Source organism: Paenibacillus sp. SORGH_AS_0306 (assembly GCF_030819345.1).
Classification (GTDB): Bacteria; Bacillota; Bacilli; order Paenibacillales; family Paenibacillaceae; genus Saccharibacillus; species Saccharibacillus kyungheensis.
The window spans coordinates 4,456,924-4,478,094 of record NZ_JAUTBP010000001.1 but is presented as its reverse complement, the minus strand read 5'-3'; the positions used below and the strand labels follow the sequence as shown (position 1 = coordinate 4,478,094).

At 37.4% G+C, this 21,171-nt stretch carries 23 protein-coding genes; 19 read left to right on the top strand and 4 right to left on the bottom strand.

The features are described 5' to 3' along the window. Positions 1–97: 97 nt before the first annotated feature. Together QE450_RS19825 and QE450_RS19820 are read left to right on the top strand one after the other, a co-directional pair. Positions 98–556: a VOC family protein gene (locus QE450_RS19825; RefSeq protein WP_273614230.1), complete on the top strand. Its 459-nt coding sequence runs from the start codon at positions 98–100 to the stop codon at positions 554–556. A gap of 40 nt (positions 557–596) precedes the next feature. Next, positions 597–998 carry a hypothetical protein gene (locus QE450_RS19820; RefSeq protein ID WP_307301581.1) on the top strand — a complete coding sequence of 134 codons (402 nt, stop codon included), beginning with the start codon at positions 597–599 and terminating at the stop codon, positions 996–998. 139 nt (positions 999–1,137) lie between these two features. Here the strand turns inward: QE450_RS19820 and QE450_RS19815 are convergent, their stop codons facing one another. Further along, the gene (locus QE450_RS19815) at positions 1,138–1,272 is read right to left on the bottom strand and encodes a hypothetical protein (RefSeq protein WP_307301579.1); all 135 of its coding nucleotides are present in this window, start codon (positions 1,270–1,272) and stop codon (positions 1,138–1,140) included. A gap of 228 nt (positions 1,273–1,500) precedes the next feature. On the opposite strand from QE450_RS19815, the gene QE450_RS19810 reads away from it, so the two are divergent. The 14 genes from QE450_RS19810 (at position 1,501) to QE450_RS19745 (ending at position 15,725) form a co-directional block, all read left to right on the top strand. After that, positions 1,501–2,004 (top strand): barstar family protein, encoded by a 504-nt coding sequence (locus QE450_RS19810; RefSeq protein WP_307301577.1) that lies wholly within the window; start codon positions 1,501–1,503, stop codon positions 2,002–2,004. A gap of 222 nt (positions 2,005–2,226) precedes the next feature. Then, the gene (locus QE450_RS19805) at positions 2,227–2,532 is read left to right on the top strand and encodes a hypothetical protein (protein ID WP_307301575.1); all 306 of its coding nucleotides are present in this window, start codon (positions 2,227–2,229) and stop codon (positions 2,530–2,532) included. Positions 2,533–2,703: 171 nt separating this feature from the next. Beyond that, positions 2,704–3,141 (top strand): Imm8 family immunity protein, encoded by a 438-nt coding sequence (locus QE450_RS19800; protein WP_307301573.1) that lies wholly within the window; start codon positions 2,704–2,706, stop codon positions 3,139–3,141. 632 nt (positions 3,142–3,773) lie between these two features. Next, entirely contained in the window at positions 3,774–4,004 is a 231-nt protein-coding gene (locus QE450_RS19795) for an RHS repeat domain-containing protein (RefSeq protein ID WP_307301571.1), read from the top strand. 76 nt (positions 4,005–4,080) lie between these two features. Continuing rightward, the gene (locus QE450_RS19790; RefSeq protein WP_307301569.1) at positions 4,081–10,266 is read left to right on the top strand and encodes a polymorphic toxin-type HINT domain-containing protein; all 6,186 of its coding nucleotides are present in this window, start codon (positions 4,081–4,083) and stop codon (positions 10,264–10,266) included. Positions 10,267–10,288: 22 nt separating this feature from the next. Next, entirely contained in the window at positions 10,289–10,600 is a 312-nt protein-coding gene (locus QE450_RS19785; protein ID WP_307301567.1) for a hypothetical protein, read from the top strand. 149 nt (positions 10,601–10,749) lie between these two features. Further along, positions 10,750–11,001, top strand: a complete 252-nt coding sequence (locus tag QE450_RS19780) for a DUF7336 domain-containing protein (RefSeq protein ID WP_307301565.1) — start codon at positions 10,750–10,752, stop codon at positions 10,999–11,001. Positions 11,002–11,231: 230 nt separating this feature from the next. Continuing rightward, a complete protein-coding gene (locus tag QE450_RS19775) occupies positions 11,232–11,540 on the top strand; it encodes a hypothetical protein (RefSeq protein ID WP_307301563.1) in 309 nt (102 codons plus the stop codon). Between the two features lie 784 nt (positions 11,541–12,324). Beyond that, a complete protein-coding gene (locus tag QE450_RS19770; RefSeq protein ID WP_307301560.1) occupies positions 12,325–12,606 on the top strand; it encodes a hypothetical protein in 282 nt (93 codons plus the stop codon). 11 nt (positions 12,607–12,617) lie between these two features. Beyond that, a complete protein-coding gene (locus tag QE450_RS19765) occupies positions 12,618–12,803 on the top strand; it encodes a hypothetical protein (RefSeq protein WP_307301558.1) in 186 nt (61 codons plus the stop codon). Positions 12,804–12,806: 3 nt separating this feature from the next. After that, positions 12,807–13,112 carry a hypothetical protein gene (locus QE450_RS19760; protein WP_307301556.1) on the top strand — a complete coding sequence of 102 codons (306 nt, stop codon included), beginning with the start codon at positions 12,807–12,809 and terminating at the stop codon, positions 13,110–13,112. A gap of 164 nt (positions 13,113–13,276) precedes the next feature. After that, positions 13,277–13,567, top strand: coding sequence for a putative quinol monooxygenase (locus QE450_RS19755; protein ID WP_307301554.1), 291 nt, complete (start codon positions 13,277–13,279; stop codon positions 13,565–13,567). 167 nt (positions 13,568–13,734) lie between these two features. After that, a complete protein-coding gene (locus QE450_RS19750; RefSeq protein WP_307301551.1) occupies positions 13,735–14,628 on the top strand; it encodes an alpha/beta hydrolase in 894 nt (297 codons plus the stop codon). Between the two features lie 341 nt (positions 14,629–14,969). Then, complete coding sequence (locus tag QE450_RS19745) at positions 14,970–15,725, top strand: class I SAM-dependent methyltransferase (RefSeq protein ID WP_307301549.1); 756 nt, start codon at positions 14,970–14,972, stop codon at positions 15,723–15,725. Between the two features lie 86 nt (positions 15,726–15,811). Here the strand turns inward: QE450_RS19745 and QE450_RS19740 are convergent, their stop codons facing one another. Next, positions 15,812–16,726 (bottom strand): phosphatidate cytidylyltransferase, encoded by a 915-nt coding sequence (locus QE450_RS19740; RefSeq protein WP_273614210.1) that lies wholly within the window; start codon positions 16,724–16,726, stop codon positions 15,812–15,814. A gap of 125 nt (positions 16,727–16,851) precedes the next feature. Continuing rightward, a complete protein-coding gene (locus QE450_RS19735) occupies positions 16,852–17,172 on the bottom strand; it encodes a hypothetical protein (RefSeq protein ID WP_307301547.1) in 321 nt (106 codons plus the stop codon). Between the two features lie 220 nt (positions 17,173–17,392). On the opposite strand from QE450_RS19735, the gene QE450_RS19730 reads away from it, so the two are divergent. Together QE450_RS19730 and QE450_RS19725 are read left to right on the top strand one after the other, a co-directional pair. Beyond that, a complete protein-coding gene (locus tag QE450_RS19730; protein ID WP_307301546.1) occupies positions 17,393–17,947 on the top strand; it encodes a hypothetical protein in 555 nt (184 codons plus the stop codon). A 128-nt stretch (positions 17,948–18,075) separates the two neighbouring features. Continuing rightward, positions 18,076–18,729: a WGxxGxxG-CTERM domain-containing protein gene (locus QE450_RS19725; protein ID WP_307301544.1), complete on the top strand. Its 654-nt coding sequence runs from the start codon at positions 18,076–18,078 to the stop codon at positions 18,727–18,729. 157 nt (positions 18,730–18,886) lie between these two features. Here QE450_RS19725 and QE450_RS19720 read toward each other — a convergent pair whose 3' ends face one another. Next, a complete protein-coding gene (locus QE450_RS19720; protein ID WP_274171399.1) occupies positions 18,887–19,774 on the bottom strand; it encodes a diacylglycerol/lipid kinase family protein in 888 nt (295 codons plus the stop codon). A gap of 259 nt (positions 19,775–20,033) precedes the next feature. On the opposite strand from QE450_RS19720, the gene QE450_RS19715 reads away from it, so the two are divergent. After that, positions 20,034–21,050: an SDR family oxidoreductase gene (locus QE450_RS19715; protein WP_307301542.1), complete on the top strand. Its 1,017-nt coding sequence runs from the start codon at positions 20,034–20,036 to the stop codon at positions 21,048–21,050. Positions 21,051–21,171 lie beyond the last annotated feature (121 nt).

The window sequence follows — 21,171 nt, the reverse complement described above, 5'->3', positions numbered from 1 at the left end:
ATTTGCTGGTATAGTAGTGCTCGTTAGTAGACAGTAAAAAACTATTCGCGTTAAAATAAAACTATATAACTATGATCTAAAGCGAGGAGATTTTTAAATGATACAAGGAATTTTTGAAACGCATATTAATGTGAGTGATTACCAGAGATCCGCAGCATTTTACGAGAAATTGTTACATATTACTCCGCTCCATCATGATCCTTTTCGCAAATCGAAGTTCTATTGGGTAGGTAAGCCGGGAGAAGCGATGCTTGGGATTCGGGAAAATTATCCGTCGCCACTTGTGCAAAGACAACATTTTGCTTTTCGTATTAAGCTAGAAGATATGCCACAAGCTCGTAGTTATCTGGAGGGCTTGGGTATTGAGACGACGAACTTTTTTGGAGAAAGTGCTGAGCAGTTATCGGTATTTCCATTTATGCCTGCGGTCTCGATTTATTTTGCAGATCCAGATGGTCATTCGGTCGAGTTACTAGCTATGTTAGAAGATGAGCCTAGAGCCGATCTGGAAATCATGTCCTGGCAAGAATGGGAGACACTTCATGGCAGAGAGTAGGCATCTGTAGTCTATTTGATTTAGATAAAGGAGACTAAACATGAATCAATTAGAACAGGTTATCGAAACATACGGATTAACACCACAGATAGAGCATTTGCAGACGATTCGCACATTACTACAGGAAGAATGCGCCAATACTGGGCGGGAAGATCATGAATATATGAGACTGTTATGTATGCAGTTATTTTCGCTAGGGCAGATGGAAGATACAAGGTTGATCTGGAAAGCCAAACGTCTCAGTATGGACTCATTTGTGATGATTGATGTGCAATTGTTATGCGGAGCTGGCTTGGAGCAGACCAAGTTATATCTACTAGATATAGATGAAGAAGAAGCTACAGTCGAACTGGCTTATTTAGAAAAGTGTGAATCCGCAGGAGATTTTGAAGATTTTAGTAAGGAAGAGTGGATAGAGCGAGCCAAGTTATATTATCTGTAAAGTGATTAATAGATTGACCTAGGAGCAGTATAGAGTTCTTGTATCACATGCTGTACTGCATCCATTATTTTTTCAGCTTCATAATAAGGATCGAGAAACATCTCTGCTGGAAAGTCGATAGTTAATATACAATTTGGCGTCAAATGAGATCCTGCAATAGAATTTCAAATCGTAATGAATCTTCGAATGTATACCCATCTCGATCCCGATAACAACACATCGCATCCACATCTTCTATTTCGATAATTAACGTCGCATTTGCTGTGAACTGCATCGTTAAACTCTCCTTTGTTATTGAAGTTCTATTTCATATTATAAATATATTGTAAGAAATATGGATAAAAGTGTGTACTTGGCTTAAATAATGGACTCGTAGGTCAATGGAAATAATCGACTGATTCAAATATTGATAGACTCTTTAAAAATTGGGAAATCTATTCGAGAGCAGCAAAAATAAAATTCTCTAAAGTGAAAATTGGCTAGAAATGAGTTTGTCGAATACATGATTAATAACAATGTAGATCTAACTTTAGGTCAACCTTATTTTTATATCAAAAAAGGTGATTTATCCGAGTTTACAAACCTACTATGGGATTTGAGAAGAGTTAATGAACAATGGATAGCTAGACTGGTTAGAGGAACAAAATGTACTACAACTGAGAATTTATTTAATGAGTTTTCTGCGGTTTTTCAGTTTCCTTGGTATTTCGGAGAGAATTGGAATGCTTTTGAAGAATGTATAAATGATCTTGGATGGTTAAATGCTGAGGCTTATGTGTTATTTATTAGCAATTCAAAGGCTCTTTTAGAGTTAAATATGGAGAGTCTAGCGACGTTCTTAAATATAATGAAAAATACTATTGTGGAATGGGAACAGGGTAGAGATTTTGGAGCGATGAAAACATCTCCAATTCCTTTTAAAATTATTTTCCATAGTACAGAAGGTAATGCACAAAAAGTTATAAATAAGTTTCAAGAGCTAGGAATTGATCTAGTAATCATTTAAGAAATAGCTCATAATTTTAGGGAATCTATCTTAAGGTCTTTTTTGTCTATATCTGCTGTTATTAGAAGCAGAACGTTCTCTCTAATACTTATTATTTTCATAGCTAAAACTCAAAATAATATTACATTAGCAGATAAAGGATTTTCGTTTTAAAAAGAATTTATTCTCAAAGTCCAATTGCGAGCAAAGAGATTAGGGTTAAAACTATTGTTAGGAGGAGCTATGGGACTAGATATTGTATTATTTGATGAAGGAAAAGTCAGAATAGGACTAATAGAAATACCAAATAATTTGCATGATGCTATATTTGCGAGCACATCCAATTGGAGTAGTTATAGCTATTTAAAGAAAGTTAAAGATTATTACAAAACTAATATTTACCTTAATCTATATGAAATCTCGTGCTTTGTAGAAGATCTGAGGCAAATACGTACATTTATTGACTCCATGCATCATTCGTCGTTAGATCGTTTGATCCAAGCTTTAAGTGGTGCAAATATCAAAGCTATACATATTGCAGGTGATTAAATATCTTGATCTTGGAGACGCAAATCTGCAAGATTTTTTTATCCCAAATATTAAAGAATGAATTGTTTGCTTGATCAATGTAGATTAAACGAAATCCCAAAAAACGTTGATTATACAACTACAATAAACGGTACAGCAGTTTCATCATAATTTGAAGGAGTGAATTAGCATTTGATCCAACCCATACTGAAAGACCTTATTATCACAGGGAATCCTAATATTCATGGAAAGCTACAATTTACAGAAACAGAAGATATTGGGGACGACTTTTATTTATCTGGAACAGCATGTATAGGAGTAGAAGAATTTGATGGTGAGTACAATTTCGATTTTGGTATCATCACACCAAAAGCATTGGCCAAACAATTGAAAGATGGAACTTCAATTATTGAGGGTGCACAATATTTTATTGTAAATAAGTTAGACTTTGAAGTCATTACAGAAAAGATTAATCAGATCTTATTAAAGCATCAAGGTGAAACATGGGAAGAGGTTGCTATATCTCTTAAACCTTATTTTTCGTGGGAGTATACGGATTCTGTACGATTGACGACTGTTGAGGAATTATTTGAAATGATTAAAGAAGAATCTGAGAAAGATAATGAATAATATGAATTAACATTTAGAAATAATTGTATTGAATATAGTTTTTTCAGTTAACCCAGATGAGTATTTTATGCTCTTCTGGGTTTTTAAATACTTGGGTAATGATGAGGTAATATAATCCATAGAATTTTGCTGATCGATAGTTTTGTCAAGAGTATATTCTATTAGTGGTGGATATAGAAATTGATCATTCGTTATTAGAAGATAGAAACACATTCAAATTAACGTTAGATAGGAGCTATCAGTTAGCTTATAAAACAGAATACATCCGTAATGGGAGCCAAGCTATTTATACTTGATTAAAAATCTGTTGCGCAGATTTTATTTTCAATATATTAGTTAATTTTTGTGTAATAAGAATTTTAAAAAAAGCCACTCTATAATATAGAGTGGCTTTGTGCTTATTAAAAATGTATATCAATTCCATATTATTACATGCTTGAGTAGGGTACCTTTTTATAGAACTAATTCTTTATACCTAATTTTATTAAAAAAAACAAAATAATTTATTAAATTACAAATATCGACAGACTATGACAAACAATTTACATATAATAGAGTTATTCGTTTTGAATAACAAAGCAATTAACGAATGGTAAAGAGTTTCAAAATGAAGAAGAAAGGAGTGGAGAATATTGAAAAATATCTATAAAACGATAACAAAAATGGGTATCTGTTCATTAGTTATTGCCGGGTTGGTATTTTCGCCTGTAGCAACAGAAGCTGCTAGTGCAAAAAGTTATCAATATGATACTAGTGGTCGATTGCAATCCATTACGTTGCCTGGATACAAAATCACCTTTACTTATGACAAAAACGGTAACTTATTAAAGCGATCTGTGGTTAAAGCGGCAGTCACGAAGTAGTTTAATCAACTAGCGATGTAACGATTCCAAAAATGAAAATCCAAGAATGTATAGATAAAGGGGAACAACGAAAACGATGACTAAAATCATGCGTCAATATATGACGATAGTATTGGCAGGGGTACTATTGATCACTTCCTTCGCAGGGAACTTTGCACCTTCTGCTTCTGCTGCTTCAACCAAAGCAGGAAGTTCTAAGACAAAAGCTATTTTGCCACCTGGTGTTACTTTAGTCGAGGGGAACTATAAAGAGCCTGTACTAGATCCACCTAAAATAACGAAGTTTGATGAGAATAGTGTAAGCAGTGATGTGTATGCATTGTCTTCTCTGTCTAAAGGAAAAGCTGGTATACAAAGCTTTTCATCTTCTGAAAAAAGTATAAATGATCCTCTTCGAGAAGAATCATTATTACCTGCTCCTTTTGTACCTAAATTTTTATTGACCTCTAAAGAGGTGGGCGAACTGATGGAAGCGGGAGCAGGGCAGTATGATCGCTACCAACTTCACTTGCTTCGTTCGCAGCAAGTCATTGATCCGCTTCAAGTATGGGATCAAAAGAAAAAAAGTGGCTTATTATGGTCACAATGGTTGCCTACAAGTGGATTGAAGATTGCTAATAGCAAGTCTGTTAGCCAAGATGTATATGGTATTTTCTTAAACAACACCGTACCTGCTTGGACTCCATTATCAACCAAGATAGTGACCAAAGATACCGTACAACAAGATACATATCAGCCGTCAATAGCTCCTTCGATGTCAATCATGGCCGTAACTCCTGGTGAAGAACAAACGGTTAATAGTACTCAAATGAATTTGGATAACTATCGGACGTTGATTAATCCGAAAAAGATGAACCAACTTCTTAAAGAACAATATTCAGACCGACAAAAAACAAGTGAATCCATTGATCCTGCTTCAGGAGCACTAACATGGAAGTTTAATGCCCTTAGCTATCCAGGCCGTGATGGACTGGATATGAATCTAGGATTAATGTATCAATCGAATCAAGCAAGTAGCTTTTTGCAAGCGAATGCCAAAATCCCAAAAATCAGAACTGAAAATGGGGTTGCTCGATACATCGAAGAAAATGATGCACGTACAGAATGGGCGACAAGTAATTATCTAGTGAATCGTTTTCAATTGGGGAATGGATGGTCTTTCCAGATACCTTCGCTTCAAATTGAAGTTGCTAAGTATGGAGGAGTCACCAATTATTATTATCAAGATGGTCAAGGCTCGTCTATGCAAGTGCAATTTAATGGAAGAACAGATTTAGAGAAAGCGACTAATCTTGTTAATCCACCGAACAAATTAACTCGTTTTATGAAAGATGGCGGTAGTTTCAGTAATGGGCAGACCAATTCAGCCTTTTACATGGAGTATCCAGATAAGAAAAGAGAGTATTTTGATGCGAATGGACGATTGATTGGTATCGTAGATCGGTTCCAAAATAAATTAATGTATGAATATGGTGGTGGAGATAATTCCAATACCCCACTAGACTACATGCAAATTACAGATACCACAGGTCGCAAGCTACGGGTTGAATACCAACGAGCTGAAACCGAAAATACGACGACAGTCTATTCGATTACTCCAGATGGTGGCCGCAACGCAGAAATGGTACTGAAAAGTCAGCCTCAAAATCGAACAGCTAGAGATCGCGGAAATGATTTCAAACAAAAGAATGATTATATTCAAAATGTAAATCCAGTATTACGCACCATATCTTATGTAAATGATAACGCTAATGGAGAACGTCAGTACCTGTGGACGACTAAGTTTAATTATCAAGAAAATGCAGTCGCTCAGTTTAGTTATGGTGCTAGAAATTGGCAGACTGAAAGTGGGATAGGTGTCAATGCTGTTTTTCCATTGATCGAAGTGGAGTATCCACGTTCTCAAACCTATTATCAGTATGGCCAAATTGCTCGTAACTTGGGGAAAGACGGAATCACCCAAGATTACGTGGTGACTCATCGTGCAGATGAAAGACAGCGAAAAGATGGTCTTAAAAATAATGCAGGTCTATCGGATAGAGTTCTTGAAAATAATGATCTGACGAATGTGGTTCGTTATGAATATAAAAATGATTATACAGGTCAATCTCAAAATGCAGATCCCGATAATCTTCCTAGTGGATATACGTATGAGCAAACCGCTTTCCAATTAAGTCAAGGAAAGCAGACCTTCCGTACAGTCACACGTTTTAATTATAAAGCTCAACGTCAAGATTTCCTTCAGTATGCAGAAAATGGACATTCCGTTACAACTACTTATGAAACATATAATGAAATATTTAAATTTAATCCCACAAAGATTAAAACACAAATCAATGATAGCTCAGGAATGGTGACTCACTATACTGAGAATACCTATGACGATCTAGGGAATCTCAGACAAACGACAGCACCATTAACAGATGGACAATTTGCCGATGCGAATACTAAACAAAAACGATCAACGTTCTATACGTACGATCCACAGTACAACCAGATAGCAACCGAAAGTAAATATCAAAACGAGAACAAACAAGTTACCAATACCTACCACTATACTTCCGAAGGTCGTCCAAGTTCAGTCATCGATGCGAACAATCAAGAGACGACGTATAGTTACAGCAAAGCTGGAAATGCAGTCAGTCAAATGACCGTCGAACATCCGGTCAAACCTGGCGTTCGCGCACGTACCGTTACGGAATATGGAGCTGAAAGTGGCTATACCCTTCCGGCTAAAGTGAGTACCTATTTCCGCTCAGCGAGTGGTGGAAATGAACTGCAAAATACGAAGTCCTTCACGTATGATCCAAGAACGAGTCTGGTGAAGCAAGAAACAGATGGAGAAGGCAAAACGACTCGTTACGCCTATGATCTATTGGACCGAATCACCAGTGTAACGAAACCGAGTGTGACAAATACAGATGGTGAATCGTATACGATTGTAGACGAGTATAGTTACAACAACGCATTTGTCGATCGTCAAGATGGAAGTCCAGTAGTCGCAGGACTTGTCGTGGTGACCGATCAACAAACGACACAGAAATCGAATGGAAAAAAAGCGATACTGGGTGAGCAAGTCTCGACCTATGATGGGTTCGGTATGACGTTAACCGAATCGTATATGAATATATCCAGTGCGGATACGACGATGAAAATGACTCGCTATACGACCGATGCTCAGATGCGTCCAACGAAACAGACATCGGCTGTGTATCGACCGGTTACCAATAGTGCAAGTTTACAATTGGTGAATGGACCTGTTGATGAGTTAACCGTTGCTTATGATTCCTGGAATCAGGCGATTGAGACGAAAGATGCGAAAGGTAATGTCATTAAAGTTCAGCATCAGCCTGCTTTTTACCGTCAATCACTGACATTCGTGAATGCAGGTGGAAACGTGCTGAATGCCGTCGATCAGCAATACGATCAATGGGGGAACCTGATTGAAACCGTAGCGTATAAAGATGCGGCTAGTCATGGTAATCCACTCAAAGAAACGTATACGTATGATATCGCAGGCAATGTGCTGACGTATACGGATCCAGAAGCGAATGCCAATGGACAGAAGAACCGCAACAATGAAGGTGCAACGCAGAGCTTCCGTTATGATGGACTCAACCGTCTCACTAGTCTAAAAGATGCACTCAACCAGACTACGAGTTACGAATATGATGGAAATGACCAATTGGTGAAAGCCAGTATGCAAGATGCAGGAGGCACGAATAACGCAGTCGTTTATACCAAAGACTTTAATGAATCGAAAATGTTACTGAGCAAAACCGATCCAGCCAATGCGAGTACACAGAATCAATATGATGCACTCGGTCGTCTAAAATCGTCGACAGATCGCAATGGTTCCGGAACAAGCTATGCGTATGATGAACAAGATCAGATTAAAGAATATACCAAAACGATGACGTCACCGAAAGCACAAACAGTGAAATATGTATCCACCTTTGGAAAAGGTGATATTCAGACGAATCAAGCCAGTCTGCAAACGACAGGATTACCTGTTGTCAATCAACAAGTGAAAACCGATCTACTGGGTCGAGTGATTCAACAACGTGGTTACACCAGTAGTAATGATTATATCGGTGCGATGAACTTAACCTACAATGGCTGGGGACAAGTGGCTTCCATGCAGACCGATTTCCAAGCTGGAACCACACCGGTCAAAGGAACGCGTCAAAATTACAGCTATGATACCAAAGAACAATTAACAACGATTAATCTAGCGAATGGTAGCAAAAATATTCAATATACGTACACGCCACAAGGACAAGTGGACACAGTCACGTATCCAACCATGACCAACGGCAAAGTACTGAAAAGCAGTTATACGTACAATGCGCTGAACCAAATGGAAACCATGACCACCACACTGGATAATGACGTGGTTGCCGCTTCCAATTACCAGTACGATGGTAATGGTAACATCGTGCAAGCGATCGAGAAGCGTCAAGGAAAAGCAGACGATACGATCACGTACGGATACGATGCACTGAATCGCTTAATCAGTGTCAATCAACCCAGTCGTGGACAAGCAAGTTACACGTACGATTTGCGTGGGAATCGCCTGACGTTAGAAGAAACACGCAACACAGAAGAAAACTTGAGTGAGACGAACTATAGCTATAATGGGCTGAATCAGTTAGATCAATGGAAATCGGATGGCAAAACGTTGGACTTCCGTTACTTGCCAGATGGAACTCGTTACCAGAAACAGCTCACACAGACGGATAGTAAAGGAGCTGTTACGAAAACCGTTCAGAAGTCGGTGAGTAACTCGGCAGGTAAAGTGATCTTTGAAGCCAAAGGGAGCGAGCAAAGCGAATATATTCGTGGAGATCGTGTATTACTGAAGAAGAAACCAGATAGCAACACGTTGTATTATTACCTATATAATGGACATGGCGATGTTATTGGGATTCTGTATGATAACGGAACCGTAGCGAATAGTTATGAGTATGATGAGTTTGGAAATACGGTAGCGGAACAAGAGAAGACGTCCAATCCATTCAAATATGCAGGCGAGTATCAGGATAGCGAGAGTGGACTGTACTATCTAAACGCTCGTTATTATGATCCAAGTATGGGACGTTTCTTAAATGAGGATACGGTTGAGGGACAGATTGGTAATCCATTGACTCTCAATATTTATGCGTATGTCAATAATAATCCGATGGGGTATGTCGATCCGACAGGTCATATTACCGAATCGTACAATGATGGAGCACTACGGTATTTACTGAAAGATATTCGAGCTCAGGTGAATTCAAAGTCCAGTCCATTATACTCGAAGTCTAAAGCCAAAGTCACTGAAATCTATGGGAATTTCGTAGATGAGAACACCTACAATTATTTGTTTGATTTGACGACAGGGACCAGCCCTTATGGAAATAGTACAGGGAAATCAGACTGGGCGATAGAGCAGTTAGTTAGTAGTTATCAAGCTTATGAATTGGACGAATACATTGCAACGATGGCTATGGGATCAATGGGCGGTGCTGTAGGACCAGGTGGTAAGGGTAAGAGCAAAAGTAAAGGAGGATGTAACTGTTTTGTAGCTGGTACTAAAGTGCAAACAGATGAAGGAGAGAAACCTATCGAAGATATTGAAATCGGAGATAAAGTTCTTTCTAAGGATGAGGCGACTGGCAAGGTAACTTACAAAGAGGTCATAGCTACGTTCAACCATGAAACGGATGAGATATATCAAATTCATGTGGGCGGTCAGACAATTGAATCTACCTTTAACCATCCGTTCTATGTGGAAGGTAAAGGATGGACGTTTGTTAAAGACCTCCAGCCTGGTGACTTGCTCGAACAGAGTGATGGCAGTACACTCAAGATAGAAAGTATTGAGCTGTTGCACAAACACGCCATAGTCTATAACATGACCGTTAATGAATTCCATACGTATTTTGTTTCTGACCTTGGAATTTGGGTGCATAACACAGGAGCATGTGGATACACAAGTATTAAGGGTAAAGGGTTTAACAAGTCATACGATAAACTCTCAAATAATATACAGGAGAAAGCGGATGCTGCTTTCAAACAATTCAAAGCAAATCCAGATCATCCGAGTCTGAATTTTGAATTCCTAAACGGTGCTCCAAAAGGAAGGAAATATGTATCTGCAAGAGTCGATGGTTCTTATAGAGCGTATGGAATTTTCCGAGATAATGGTGTTGTTGAGTGGGTAGGCATAAACAACCATGATTATAAAGCTGTTATTCGCGAATTGAATTCCGCGTATTAATCTGTATATTTGGAGGAATTAAATGAGTTGGAAACATATAGTGATGGAAGCAAATTGCTTTTATGAAGATAGTGAAGATAATCATGATGCGAACTGTTGCAAGGGGAAAATAGGTATACATTGTTTGACCTATAACCAAGATGGTTACCAAATATGTCCTAATTTAGTATTTGGTAAAAGCAGGTCATCAGTAGTTGCTACTGATAAAGAAGGTTTTGCTGTTGATTATTCGACGTTCTGGACTGATGAAAAATTAAGTCCAGAAGAATGGATAAGAAGAGAAACATTATGGCTAGAAGAACAGAAAAAATTACTGAAGATGGATAATAAGTAATGTTCACATTATTGACCTTGAGAGTTTAATCCTTCAAGGTCTTTTCTTTATTCCTACCTAATGTCGAATGAATCGGGTGGTACGAACTAAAAGAATTGACCCCTCAACATAGAAGATTCGAATAATCTTAATATTGTAGGTGATTAAATATGATAAAGGTATTCTTGTTGCAACATAGTTATGAAGTTAATGGAGTGGAACATTCTAAAATAATCGGCATATACTCTTCTAGGGAAATAGCTGAGTTTACTATAATAAAATATAAGAAACTACCAGGATTTAAAGATTACCCGTATGAGTTTTTTATTGATGAATATGAATTAGATGAGGATAATTGGGAAGAAGGATTCGTAAGTTCGTTTGTTCTTAATGATAAACGTATTACTGAATCGGGTGGCTAAGTCTAAATGAATTTAATACTCCATAACCCCCGTACGATATATTTTCAAAGCTCCTATATGTATAAATTAGCTTAAATTATAAATTGAAGATGAATGAAATATGGAAATTTTGTAGACGATAATCAATACAATTATGGGTTTGATTTAACGATATGGACAGGTATCTATGGACAAATGAGAAATATACGATGTTATATTAAATAAAATAGTTGAATAAAGCAGGAGTGATAATGACAATACATTTTACATGGAGGATTACCAAGTATAATCCAAAATATCGTGATGAAAAAGGAGTTTATCTTAGAGATGAATGGACATCGATATCAGAAATAGGTAGCATCACGAATAATAATGTTATCTTAACAATTCAGGACTATATTTCTACAGAAAATAAATATGTAAAAGTAGTATTAGATATTATGAGCTGTTTGGATATACAAAAACTTTCTATTTCTGGTCTTAAAAAGTGGGGCAATAAACTGGATATTACTAACTTTCCCTCTTTTTATAGTGATAAAATGAGAAGTCTATACGATTAAACGACTAATGGGTTATGGTTAGAAAAAGATCAAATAAGTGATATAACTAGACTGATTCTCCGAGAGAAAATGTGGTGCAAATTACAGTGTAATGCCAAAATTTATGTCCACTTTGGACATGATTTTTATATGTTTATTGGTAGTGAGATGATGTGTGAAGATACTATCAATAATATTGAAAGTTCAGGATTATATGTTGAAGATTTTATTTCACCCATTAATGAAAAAGATTAGTATAGTTAAGAATAAAATATTAAAAATATAGATTCATAAATCAATAATTCAGGAGGAGATTGAAATTAAAACAAACGAATTATTAGCGATTTATGATCTGCATGATAGTGTAGTAGAGAATATTGAATATTTACCCTCTGAGAAAAAGGTTCTTATCACATTGGAATTATGTCAATGAAAGCAAGCTTATTATTATGAGCCTGAATCCGAAATGCAGGAAGGCATATTATCTTTCACTGATGTAGAGTCATTTACAATAGATCCACTTTCATTTTTGATAAACAGTAGTGAGATTCTCAAAGCGAAAATTTATGATCAACGTAGGAGTATTGAGATTATTCTGATGGGTGATTATGATGTAGTAAAAGTGAGCATAGTAGCAGAGCATGTTTATTGGGGAAAAAGGTAAACAAATGAGAACTATGTAGTGCCAAATAACTCTATCAAGTCACATCTTCAGAAGATTATGCTTAGGTACATTCATAATTAGTTTGCTTTTTTTGATCTAAATATAGAAGCTATTTAGATGGTTTAAACGAGGAGAGTTGTTATGCAAATACTATTCTCTATAAATGAAATACAAGAATTGAAAGATTGCAAAGAATTATTTGAAGATATGAAGGTTGATGATATCGAAGTAATTTGCTTTGAAATTATAGATGATCTTATACATGGAAATGATATTTATCAGCGAGAAGATATCGTCTATGCTTCTGAGCAATTTGAATTAGCTGTTGGACTATTGAAAGAAATAGCGTGGTTTGATAGCACCAAACTAGAGAATCTATTGCCCAAAGTAAAGCAATTACTTGTATCTACAAATTCTTCTTAAGGAGACTGCATATGAATTTTACAGCTATCTTTAATCGAGAACATATAAACATCGAAGATTTAATCAAAGTAATAAATAATACTTTCGAAATTGAGCAGAATAACCAGTGGTATTGGTACATAGATAATGAAAATATGAGTCTTTTAGAAAATTATTATTTTTTCGGACATATAAAATTAATTGGAGCTCATGGTTAGGAATTGATTATAGGTAAATATCTTTTAGAATATGATCATTTAATAAGTTGGAAGTCATTTTTGCTTGATGAAAAGATAACCAAACAATTACGAGAGCTCTGTTCTGGATTGCGACACATCTCTCCATATGCTATTTATCTGCCTAGCGAATATGATTTTGTTAACTATGTATTGGAAGGGCAAACATGGAAAGAAGTTTTAAAAAAATTGCATAACGAGTTTGGAGATCCTGTTTCTGCTATATCAGCTATGTTTTCTCAAAAGAATGATTACTGGTACAGTCATGGATATTTTATTGACGAACTTTAGGATGAAATTTTGAAATTAATAAGTTATCAGTCACAATAATTAAATAGGCAGATATACCAATGATTATTACAGATAGATCTTTAACTATTTTTGATCTTCCTCCAAAACGGGTATGATAATACATAGCACCTCAAAAATAAATGAACCACAAGGAGAGCAGATCCATGACGAATCTTGTAAATAATGCGATTTTGAAAGCAAAAGCAGGGCATGAAGAGCAGTTGAAAGCAGAATTGATCAAAATGTTGGAGCCTTCTCGTAGTGAAAGTGGTTGTATTCAATATACGTTACATGAATCGATTGAACCGGGTGTATTTGTATTTTATGAAATTTGGGAAGATGAAGCTGCACTTGAATTTCATATGAATACGCCTCATTTCAAAACGTATCGGGAAAATATTGCGTCACTGGTTGATTCTCGTGAAGCGTTCCGTTTGCACAAAGTAGAACAGTAAAAGCAAGCTCACCACGAAAGTGATTTCTGATCGTAGAAATCACTTTTTAGTTTGTGGATTTTGCGCAAATAGTAGCAGCCATACGCTGTCTGAGCGCCAAATTTGATTATCTTCCGTTATCTTTTTTATAATTAGATCATGCACCAGACGAATAGGAGTGAGAACCAATGGATAAAGACCAACAACTTGCAATGGTGAAAAAAGTAAGAGAAGCATCGATGAATAATGTCAGTGGCTCTACATTACAACCAAGCTACACACCACAGGTGAAGCAAGAACAGCGCGTCATCCCAACAACGTATGGCGATGCCCCTGTGACTGTGCATATCCCTGATCGAGAGGTTGCTCATCCGTTACCGGTATTCGTTAACTTTCATGGTGGTGGATTTGTGATGGGTGATCCCAAAATGGATGATCCGTGGTGCAGTGTGATTGCCGATCGGGCAGAATGTATTGTTATTAATGTGGATTATGTATTAGCACCTGAGCATAAATTTCCAGCTCCAGTCTACCAATCGTATGAAGTGGTGAAATGGATTGCAGAACATGCCGAAGAACTTCATATAGATGCCAAACGTATAGCGGTCGGCGGGCATAGCGCAGGTGGTAATCTAGCGGCAGCGATCTGTCTATTGAACAAAGAGCGTGGCGATGAACTCAATATTGTGTATCAGGTGCTGGACTATGCACCGCTCGATCTCGCTACCGATCCTGAGCAAAAGCCACAATTTCCTGAAGCGATTCCTAATGATATTTCTCGCATCTTTAACGCTTGTTATTTGGAAAATCCAGAAGATGCACGTAATCCGTTAGCTTCACCTGTATTTGCTCCATCTTTAACAGGGCTTCCGTCTGCACTGGTTATTACCGCAGAACGCGATTCATTGGCAGCAGAAACTGTAGGTTATGCTAAGCAGTTGGAAGAAGCAGGTGTGCAGGTTACAGAGAAGCAATATGCAGGAGCCGCACATGGATTTACTCATAACGGTGAGCTAGCTGTAGCAGAAGATGCCTGGCATCTGATGAGCGATAAACTAAAAGAAGCATTTACGGCACATTAATAATTGAATATAGAATTTACCTTGCATCCATAATTGAATATAGCATCATACAAAAAAGACGATCCCTGATATAGTAGAGGATCGTCTTTTTTGGCAATCAGATCATATAAGGAATATAACTCAATGGATAAAAGTATATCTATATATCGAAAACCTACGTATCGACAAGAAAATATATCTATAAAAAAGTGATATCAAGCAAAATGGCGTTCTAACCGTAAATTACATGATTATAAAGCCACAATAACAGCATACCGGAACTAGCTATCTAAAGCTGATTGATTTATAATATTTAAATGAAACATAGTTTTATTAGATGAAACTATAGGAGCGTGATAACAATGAATAGTAAAGAAAGATTTTCAGATCGAGTAGATTCATATGTCAAATACCGTCCTAGTTATCCGGTAGCCGCTATAGATTATTTGTATGATGTGATTGGTGTCGAGCGAGAAAGTAAGATTGCAGATATTGGTGCAGGTACAGGTATTTTTGCTGAATTGCTTTTGGAGCGTGGTAATCATGTGATTGGGGTTGAGCCAAATACCGAAATGCGGGAAGTAGCGGCAACTAAGCTAGCAGAAGAACCTAACTTTGAAGTGAGTGCAGGATCGGCAGAAGCGACAGGCCTTGCAGATCAGTCAGTGGATTATATTACGTGTGCGCAGGCTTTTCACTGGTTCGATCAGCAAGCTACTCAAACCGAGTTCAAACGTATTTTGCGACCTGAAGGTAAAGTGATATTAGTCTGGAATTCCAGATTGACGACAGGCACTCCATTTTTAGAACAATATGAGCAATTATTGCGTGATTATGGAACAGATTATACGAAGGTTAACCATAAAAATATTTCCGCAGAGAAATTAGAACCTTTTTTCAAAAAAGATACGATGGAACTGGCGAAGTTCGGCAATCGGCAGGTATTTGATTTCGATGGATTAGCAGGACGTTTACAATCTTCCTCCTATGTCCCCACTTCAGATGATCCTAAGTATCACGATATGATGGAGCAATTAAAGCTTATTTTCGAGCAGAATCAGCAAGAAGGGGTAGTCTTTTTCGATTATGAGACTGAAGTGTTCTGGGGAGAAGTCTAACTGGATCATATATATTATCTACAAAAAGCCTCCATCTTCAAAGATAGAGGCTTTTTTGCTGATCTATTCTGATATACAATCGCGTATTACATAAAGTCCATCACATAACGTACCACATGGAAAAAGACAGGAGCGGTATACGTTAAGCTGTCGATACGGCTGAGATAACTTTGTTTTTCATTATCTACTTTCTGGTCTTCGCCTATGAGCAGATCTCGTTTGAGTACAGAAACGGTTAGACTACCGAAAAATCCACTCAAACTAATCAGCATCCCGGTGACCAGACCAAAGTTAGCACCGAGTGGTGTAAGCACAGGAGCTACAAAGTAAGAAGTCACAGCTGTCACTACAAAAGCACAAGCGAAGCCTTCCCATGTTAAGCTGGCATTGGATGTTGGTACAATTTTGCGTTTCCCAATATACATAGAGGCGACATAATGCACGACGTCATTAAGCTGGGTAAGTAACACCAGAAATAATACCAATCTTCCTCCATATTGAGCCGTCGCAAATGGAAAATAAGCAAGATGACTGAGTCCGAATACCATTAGCATCAATCCCCATTGGGTTGAGCTAACACTCCGTAGAAATCCACCGGTGCCTTTGTTAATTAAGCGTGGCAATGGTAACAGCAAAAACACATAGATCGGGATAAATACGATAAACATGCCGTACCAACCGATATAGATCCAATAAAATTGAATCGGAATGGCTAGATACGCCCATAAAAATAAACGCCGATCGGCTTTGCGTGAACGGATCATCGAAAAGTATTCTTTTAGTGCAAAAAAGGTCAAAACCATCAACGATAATAGCGATACAATTGGATTAAATAGCGTAGCCAGACAGAAAATAAAGAACATTCCCCACCACGTTTTGATCCGTAATCCGATTACACTGTAATCTTGATTTTTTTGAATTTTGCTGACGATGATGTAAATAAAATGGATAACCAGTAGAGCAATAAAAATAAGGATTAATGTTATTAGCGAACTATTCATAAATCAGCACCAACTTACCTTGAATTAGGATTCCATAAAAGGGATCATATGCTATTATGAAGGAATAAAGACTAATCGAAAAGACAAAAAAAGTGATCTCGATTAAGATCACTTTTTTTGTATAATTATTGATTGTTTAGTTTAATAAAAGTATCACCATTTTGAATAATAACTTTAGTAGATTCATTCGTTTGTTGTGCATCATGGACTATCTCGTTAGTTTTAAATACTTGTTCTGTTTGATTATTTTTATCATAACGACCATCTTTTGTTACGATTGCATCAGGATGTTCCTGCTTTTGTTGAACTTCAAATGGTGCTGGATCAGCAGGAGTCACATCTTGTGCGCTTATATCTTGTATAGGAGTTGTTCCTACTCCGATATATACTATAGTACCTACTGCTAATGTGGCGATAGCGAATGATAATAACTTGGTTTTTGACATGATTTATCTCCTTATAGTAACCAAAGTATATAAAGCAACATCATCTAACAAATATTTTTACCTAAATAATAATATGTATGTATTTAAATCCTATTTATACTGTAAATGTAAATCAACTATTTTTCAAATATATAAAGTAAATGACTACTATTCAGCTTTTAAAAAAGACCATATGCTATTATGAAGGAATAAAGGTGAATTGATAAGGGGAAATGTTGTGATGGCGGCAGAGCGATCGGTTTTTATTTTATTGACCAATACAGGAACGTTATTTACCAAAATGATTCAGACCTATACGAAAGCACCGTACAATCATGCTTCGATTTCGTTTGATCGTGAATTATCGGAATTGTATAGCTTTGGACGGAAGCATCCGAGCAATCCGCTGAATGGTGGTTTTGTGAAAGAAGATATTAAAACAGGTACATATAGCAAATATCCGAATACCACTTGTGTGATCTATGAACTTCAAGTTACCGAGCGTGAAGTAGAGAAAATGCAACGGGTGTTGCAACTGTTTATCCGTAAGCATCAGAAATATTTATACAATATTCTAGGTGTACTCAGCATCACGCTCAAAGAACCTGTCGAGTTCAGTAATTCTTATTTTTGCTCTCAATTTGTCGCTGAAATATTGCAACGTTCTGGTATCAAAATCTGGAACAAGCTTCCTGCACTTGTTACTCCAGACGATTTTCGCCAAAGTGACCGATTGCAATTGATCTATGAAGGCAAGTTAAGTGAGTATGAAGTGAAGTCTGAAGAAAAACTTTAATTCGCAAGTGATCAATCTACATTTATACAATTTATTCATAAAAATGTAAAAAATAGTGTTTGAATAGTAGACTAACGGTTAATATAGCCTAACATCAAAATACATTAATCTAAGGAGATCATGACATCATGAAGAAAAAATTTCAGACTACTTTTCTCTCAGTATTAATCGTATTGACCGTTGGGGCAACGCCGACATTCGCTTCGACAACAGGAACTACTGGAACAACAGGAAGCACAGGTGCTACAAGTAGCACAGGAACAGACTCTACCGGAGTCACAGGAACGACCGGAACAGACTCTACTGGCGTAACAGGAACGGATGCAACGGGAACGACCGGAACAGACTCTACTGGCGTAACAGGAACGGATGCAACGGGAACGACCGGAACAGACTCTACTGGCGTAACAGGAACGGATGCAACGGGAACGACCGGAACAGACTCTACTGGCGTAACAGGAACGGATGCAACGGGAACGACCGGAACAGACTCTACTGGCGTAACAGGAACCGATGCGACCGGAACGACCGGAACAGATTCTACTGGAGTAACAGGAACGGATGCAACGGGAACCACAGGAACCGATACAACAGGAACAACTTCTACTGGAGCAACTGGTGTCGCTACAACAACTACTGGAAATGATGCACCGATGACTACCGATATGGATGATGACGATAATGATATGGATTGGGGATGGCTAGGGTTGCTAGGTCTTCTTGGATTGTTAGGTCTTCGAGGACGACGTCATGATCCACGTGACACCAATAGACCTCTTTAATCATCCATCAATGACCCAAATAGATCAGATAAATATCTCCAAAATAAGATCAATCAAAAAACACCGATGACACAAAATATGTCGTCGGTGTTTTTTTGGATACAGCGATGAATATAGAAATGATACAGACATCTAACGCTTGCCTATCATTTATCTTTTACGATTCTTCAGGTACAACTACACGAATATGACCGGGAATAATCCGCAGATCAACAGGTAAAGGAGGGCCTTCTTCGCCATCTACATTGGTTTTGACAGGATCGGTCGAACTGACTTTAACATGCTTGGCAGTAAAATAAATAACATCTTTATGATCTTTTAGATTGCCAAGCAATAACGATAATCCTGCGGTTAATGTATTGAACATATTCAGATTCGTCATAATAAAGCAGTGCAATAACCCGTCATCTACTTCCGCATCAGGAACCATACTTTCGAATCCGCCGACTGAGTTGGTAAGTGCCGCTAGAAAAAGAGGAGCTTCCCCTTCCCAAATTTCGCCGTCATGTTCGATTTTTAAAGGAGAAGCTGAATTGCTCATCAATTCTTTCATCCCATCTCTAAAATAAGCAAATGCGCCTAATTTGGATTTGTCTTCAGAAGGAACAGACGATAATGCTTCTGCCAGAGAACCAGCAGCAATCACATTGGCAAATAATTGATCATTTAATTTACCCATATCTACATTTTTGACATGAGAAGATCGCAGTGTCTCTATCGCTTGATCAGGGTTCAATGGAATCTGAAGAGCACGTGCAAAATCATTGACTGTTCCAAGTGGAATAACCGCTAATTTCGGACGATGGTCTTGATCCATCAATCCATTAATTGTCTCGTGCAGAGTACCATCTCCACCAATCGATACGACCAGATCATGACACTCTTTACAAGCGTCTGTGCAGAATTGAGTAGCATCTAATTCTTTGGCAGTCTCGTTGACTGTGACATGGTATCCTTGTTCACTGAGAATATCTTCTGCTTTTTTGACATATTCTAAGGCTTGTTCTTTACCTGAAGATGGATTAATAATGATCGTTGCCTTCATGAGATGAATTCCCCTCTACAATTTATATAAGTGCATGTAAGCAATTTTGAAAAGTTGGAAATGAATTCGACATCAATTACCATTACCCAAAATAGCAGTGATGATACAAGAATATTACCTTTTCGCCTAAATTATTGAAAAATATAATAATAAAAGTCCTTCCTTTATCATTTGTTTGCTTCCTCTAGAAATGGTATCGTATAGGAGATTTCAGATTATTGCTCAAAAGATTGGCTATTTTGCAACGGAGGTGTATTTTATGAAAGCGCTATTTATTGGAGGTACAGGGATTATCAGTTCGGCGATCACGCAACAATTGTTAACCACTGATTGCGAATTGTATCTGCTGAATCGAGGAAATCGTAATCAAGATTTACCTGCTAATGCACATCTGTTGCAAGCAGATATTAATAATGAACAGCAAGTAGCCGCATTGATTGCAGATCTAGACTTTGATGTCGTTGCTGATTTTATTGCATTTGAACCTTCTCAGTTGGAACGAGATTATCGACTGTTTGCAGGTAAAACAAAGCAATTTATTTTTATCAGTTCCGCTTCTGCGTATCAGTCCCCACCTGCGGATTATCGCATTAATGAAGGCACTCCTTTATCCAATCCCTATTGGGAATATTCACGTAACAAAATCGATTGCGAAGATTATTTGATGAAAATGTATCGTGAACACAATTTTCCGGTCACGATTATACGTCCAAGTCATACGTATGATGAACGTTCGATTCCTATGGGTGTACATGGTAGTGAAGGAAGCTGGCAAGTCGCCAAGCGGATGCTAGAAAATAAACCGGTGATTATTCATGGAGACGGTACATCGTTGTGGACGATGACTCATAATACTGATTTTGCCAAAGGATTTATCGGGTTAATGGGTAATATTCAAGCGATTGGAGAAGCAGTACAGATCACATCAGATGAATCGCTGACCTGGAATCAGATTTATGGAGCAGTGGCAGATGCGCTTGGTGTGAAGCTGAATGCAGTCTATGTCTCTTCTACATTTTTGGATGCTTGCAGTACAGAAGATTATCGCGGAAGTCTGCTTGGAGACAAAGCCAATTCGGTTGTATTTGATAATAGTAAGCTTAAACTGCTAGTACCTGACTTTGTAGCTACGACTCGCTTCGATCAAGGAGTGAAGCAGGTAGTGAATCATATCCTGAATCATCCTGAATTGCAAAAAGAAGATCCTGAATTTGATACATGGTGCGATAAAGTGATTACAGCTTTGGAAAATGCGGTTCAATCTGTTCGTTCTTAAAATTTTATTTCATTAAAGGGAAAGCATATACAGTGCTTTCTCTTTTTTTGTTATGTGGTTATATAGCATATTCTATTATTTCCTTATGTTTATAGCGAAAAAATGAAGATAAGTTGTTAAA

Coding starts and splice junctions, on each gene's coding strand:
- QE450_RS19825 (WP_273614230.1), top strand. CDS start 98: ATGATACAAGGAATTTTTGAAACGCATATTAATGTGAGTGATTACCAG.
- QE450_RS19820 (WP_307301581.1), top strand. CDS start 597: ATGAATCAATTAGAACAGGTTATCGAAACATACGGATTAACACCACAG.
- QE450_RS19815 (WP_307301579.1), bottom strand. CDS start 1,272: ATGCAGTTCACAGCAAATGCGACGTTAATTATCGAAATAGAAGATGTG.
- QE450_RS19810 (WP_307301577.1), top strand. CDS start 1,501: ATGATTAATAACAATGTAGATCTAACTTTAGGTCAACCTTATTTTTAT.
- QE450_RS19805 (WP_307301575.1), top strand. CDS start 2,227: ATGGGACTAGATATTGTATTATTTGATGAAGGAAAAGTCAGAATAGGA.
- QE450_RS19790 (WP_307301569.1), top strand. CDS start 4,081: ATGACTAAAATCATGCGTCAATATATGACGATAGTATTGGCAGGGGTA.
- QE450_RS19785 (WP_307301567.1), top strand. CDS start 10,289: ATGAGTTGGAAACATATAGTGATGGAAGCAAATTGCTTTTATGAAGAT.
- QE450_RS19780 (WP_307301565.1), top strand. CDS start 10,750: ATGATAAAGGTATTCTTGTTGCAACATAGTTATGAAGTTAATGGAGTG.
- QE450_RS19775 (WP_307301563.1), top strand. CDS start 11,232: ATGACAATACATTTTACATGGAGGATTACCAAGTATAATCCAAAATAT.
- QE450_RS19770 (WP_307301560.1), top strand. CDS start 12,325: ATGCAAATACTATTCTCTATAAATGAAATACAAGAATTGAAAGATTGC.
- QE450_RS19765 (WP_307301558.1), top strand. CDS start 12,618: ATGAATTTTACAGCTATCTTTAATCGAGAACATATAAACATCGAAGAT.
- QE450_RS19755 (WP_307301554.1), top strand. CDS start 13,277: ATGACGAATCTTGTAAATAATGCGATTTTGAAAGCAAAAGCAGGGCAT.
- QE450_RS19750 (WP_307301551.1), top strand. CDS start 13,735: ATGGATAAAGACCAACAACTTGCAATGGTGAAAAAAGTAAGAGAAGCA.
- QE450_RS19745 (WP_307301549.1), top strand. CDS start 14,970: ATGAATAGTAAAGAAAGATTTTCAGATCGAGTAGATTCATATGTCAAA.
- QE450_RS19740 (WP_273614210.1), bottom strand. CDS start 16,726: ATGAATAGTTCGCTAATAACATTAATCCTTATTTTTATTGCTCTACTG.
- QE450_RS19735 (WP_307301547.1), bottom strand. CDS start 17,172: ATGTCAAAAACCAAGTTATTATCATTCGCTATCGCCACATTAGCAGTA.
- QE450_RS19730 (WP_307301546.1), top strand. CDS start 17,393: ATGGCGGCAGAGCGATCGGTTTTTATTTTATTGACCAATACAGGAACG.
- QE450_RS19725 (WP_307301544.1), top strand. CDS start 18,076: ATGAAGAAAAAATTTCAGACTACTTTTCTCTCAGTATTAATCGTATTG.
- QE450_RS19720 (WP_274171399.1), bottom strand. CDS start 19,774: ATGAAGGCAACGATCATTATTAATCCATCTTCAGGTAAAGAACAAGCC.
- QE450_RS19715 (WP_307301542.1), top strand. CDS start 20,034: ATGAAAGCGCTATTTATTGGAGGTACAGGGATTATCAGTTCGGCGATC.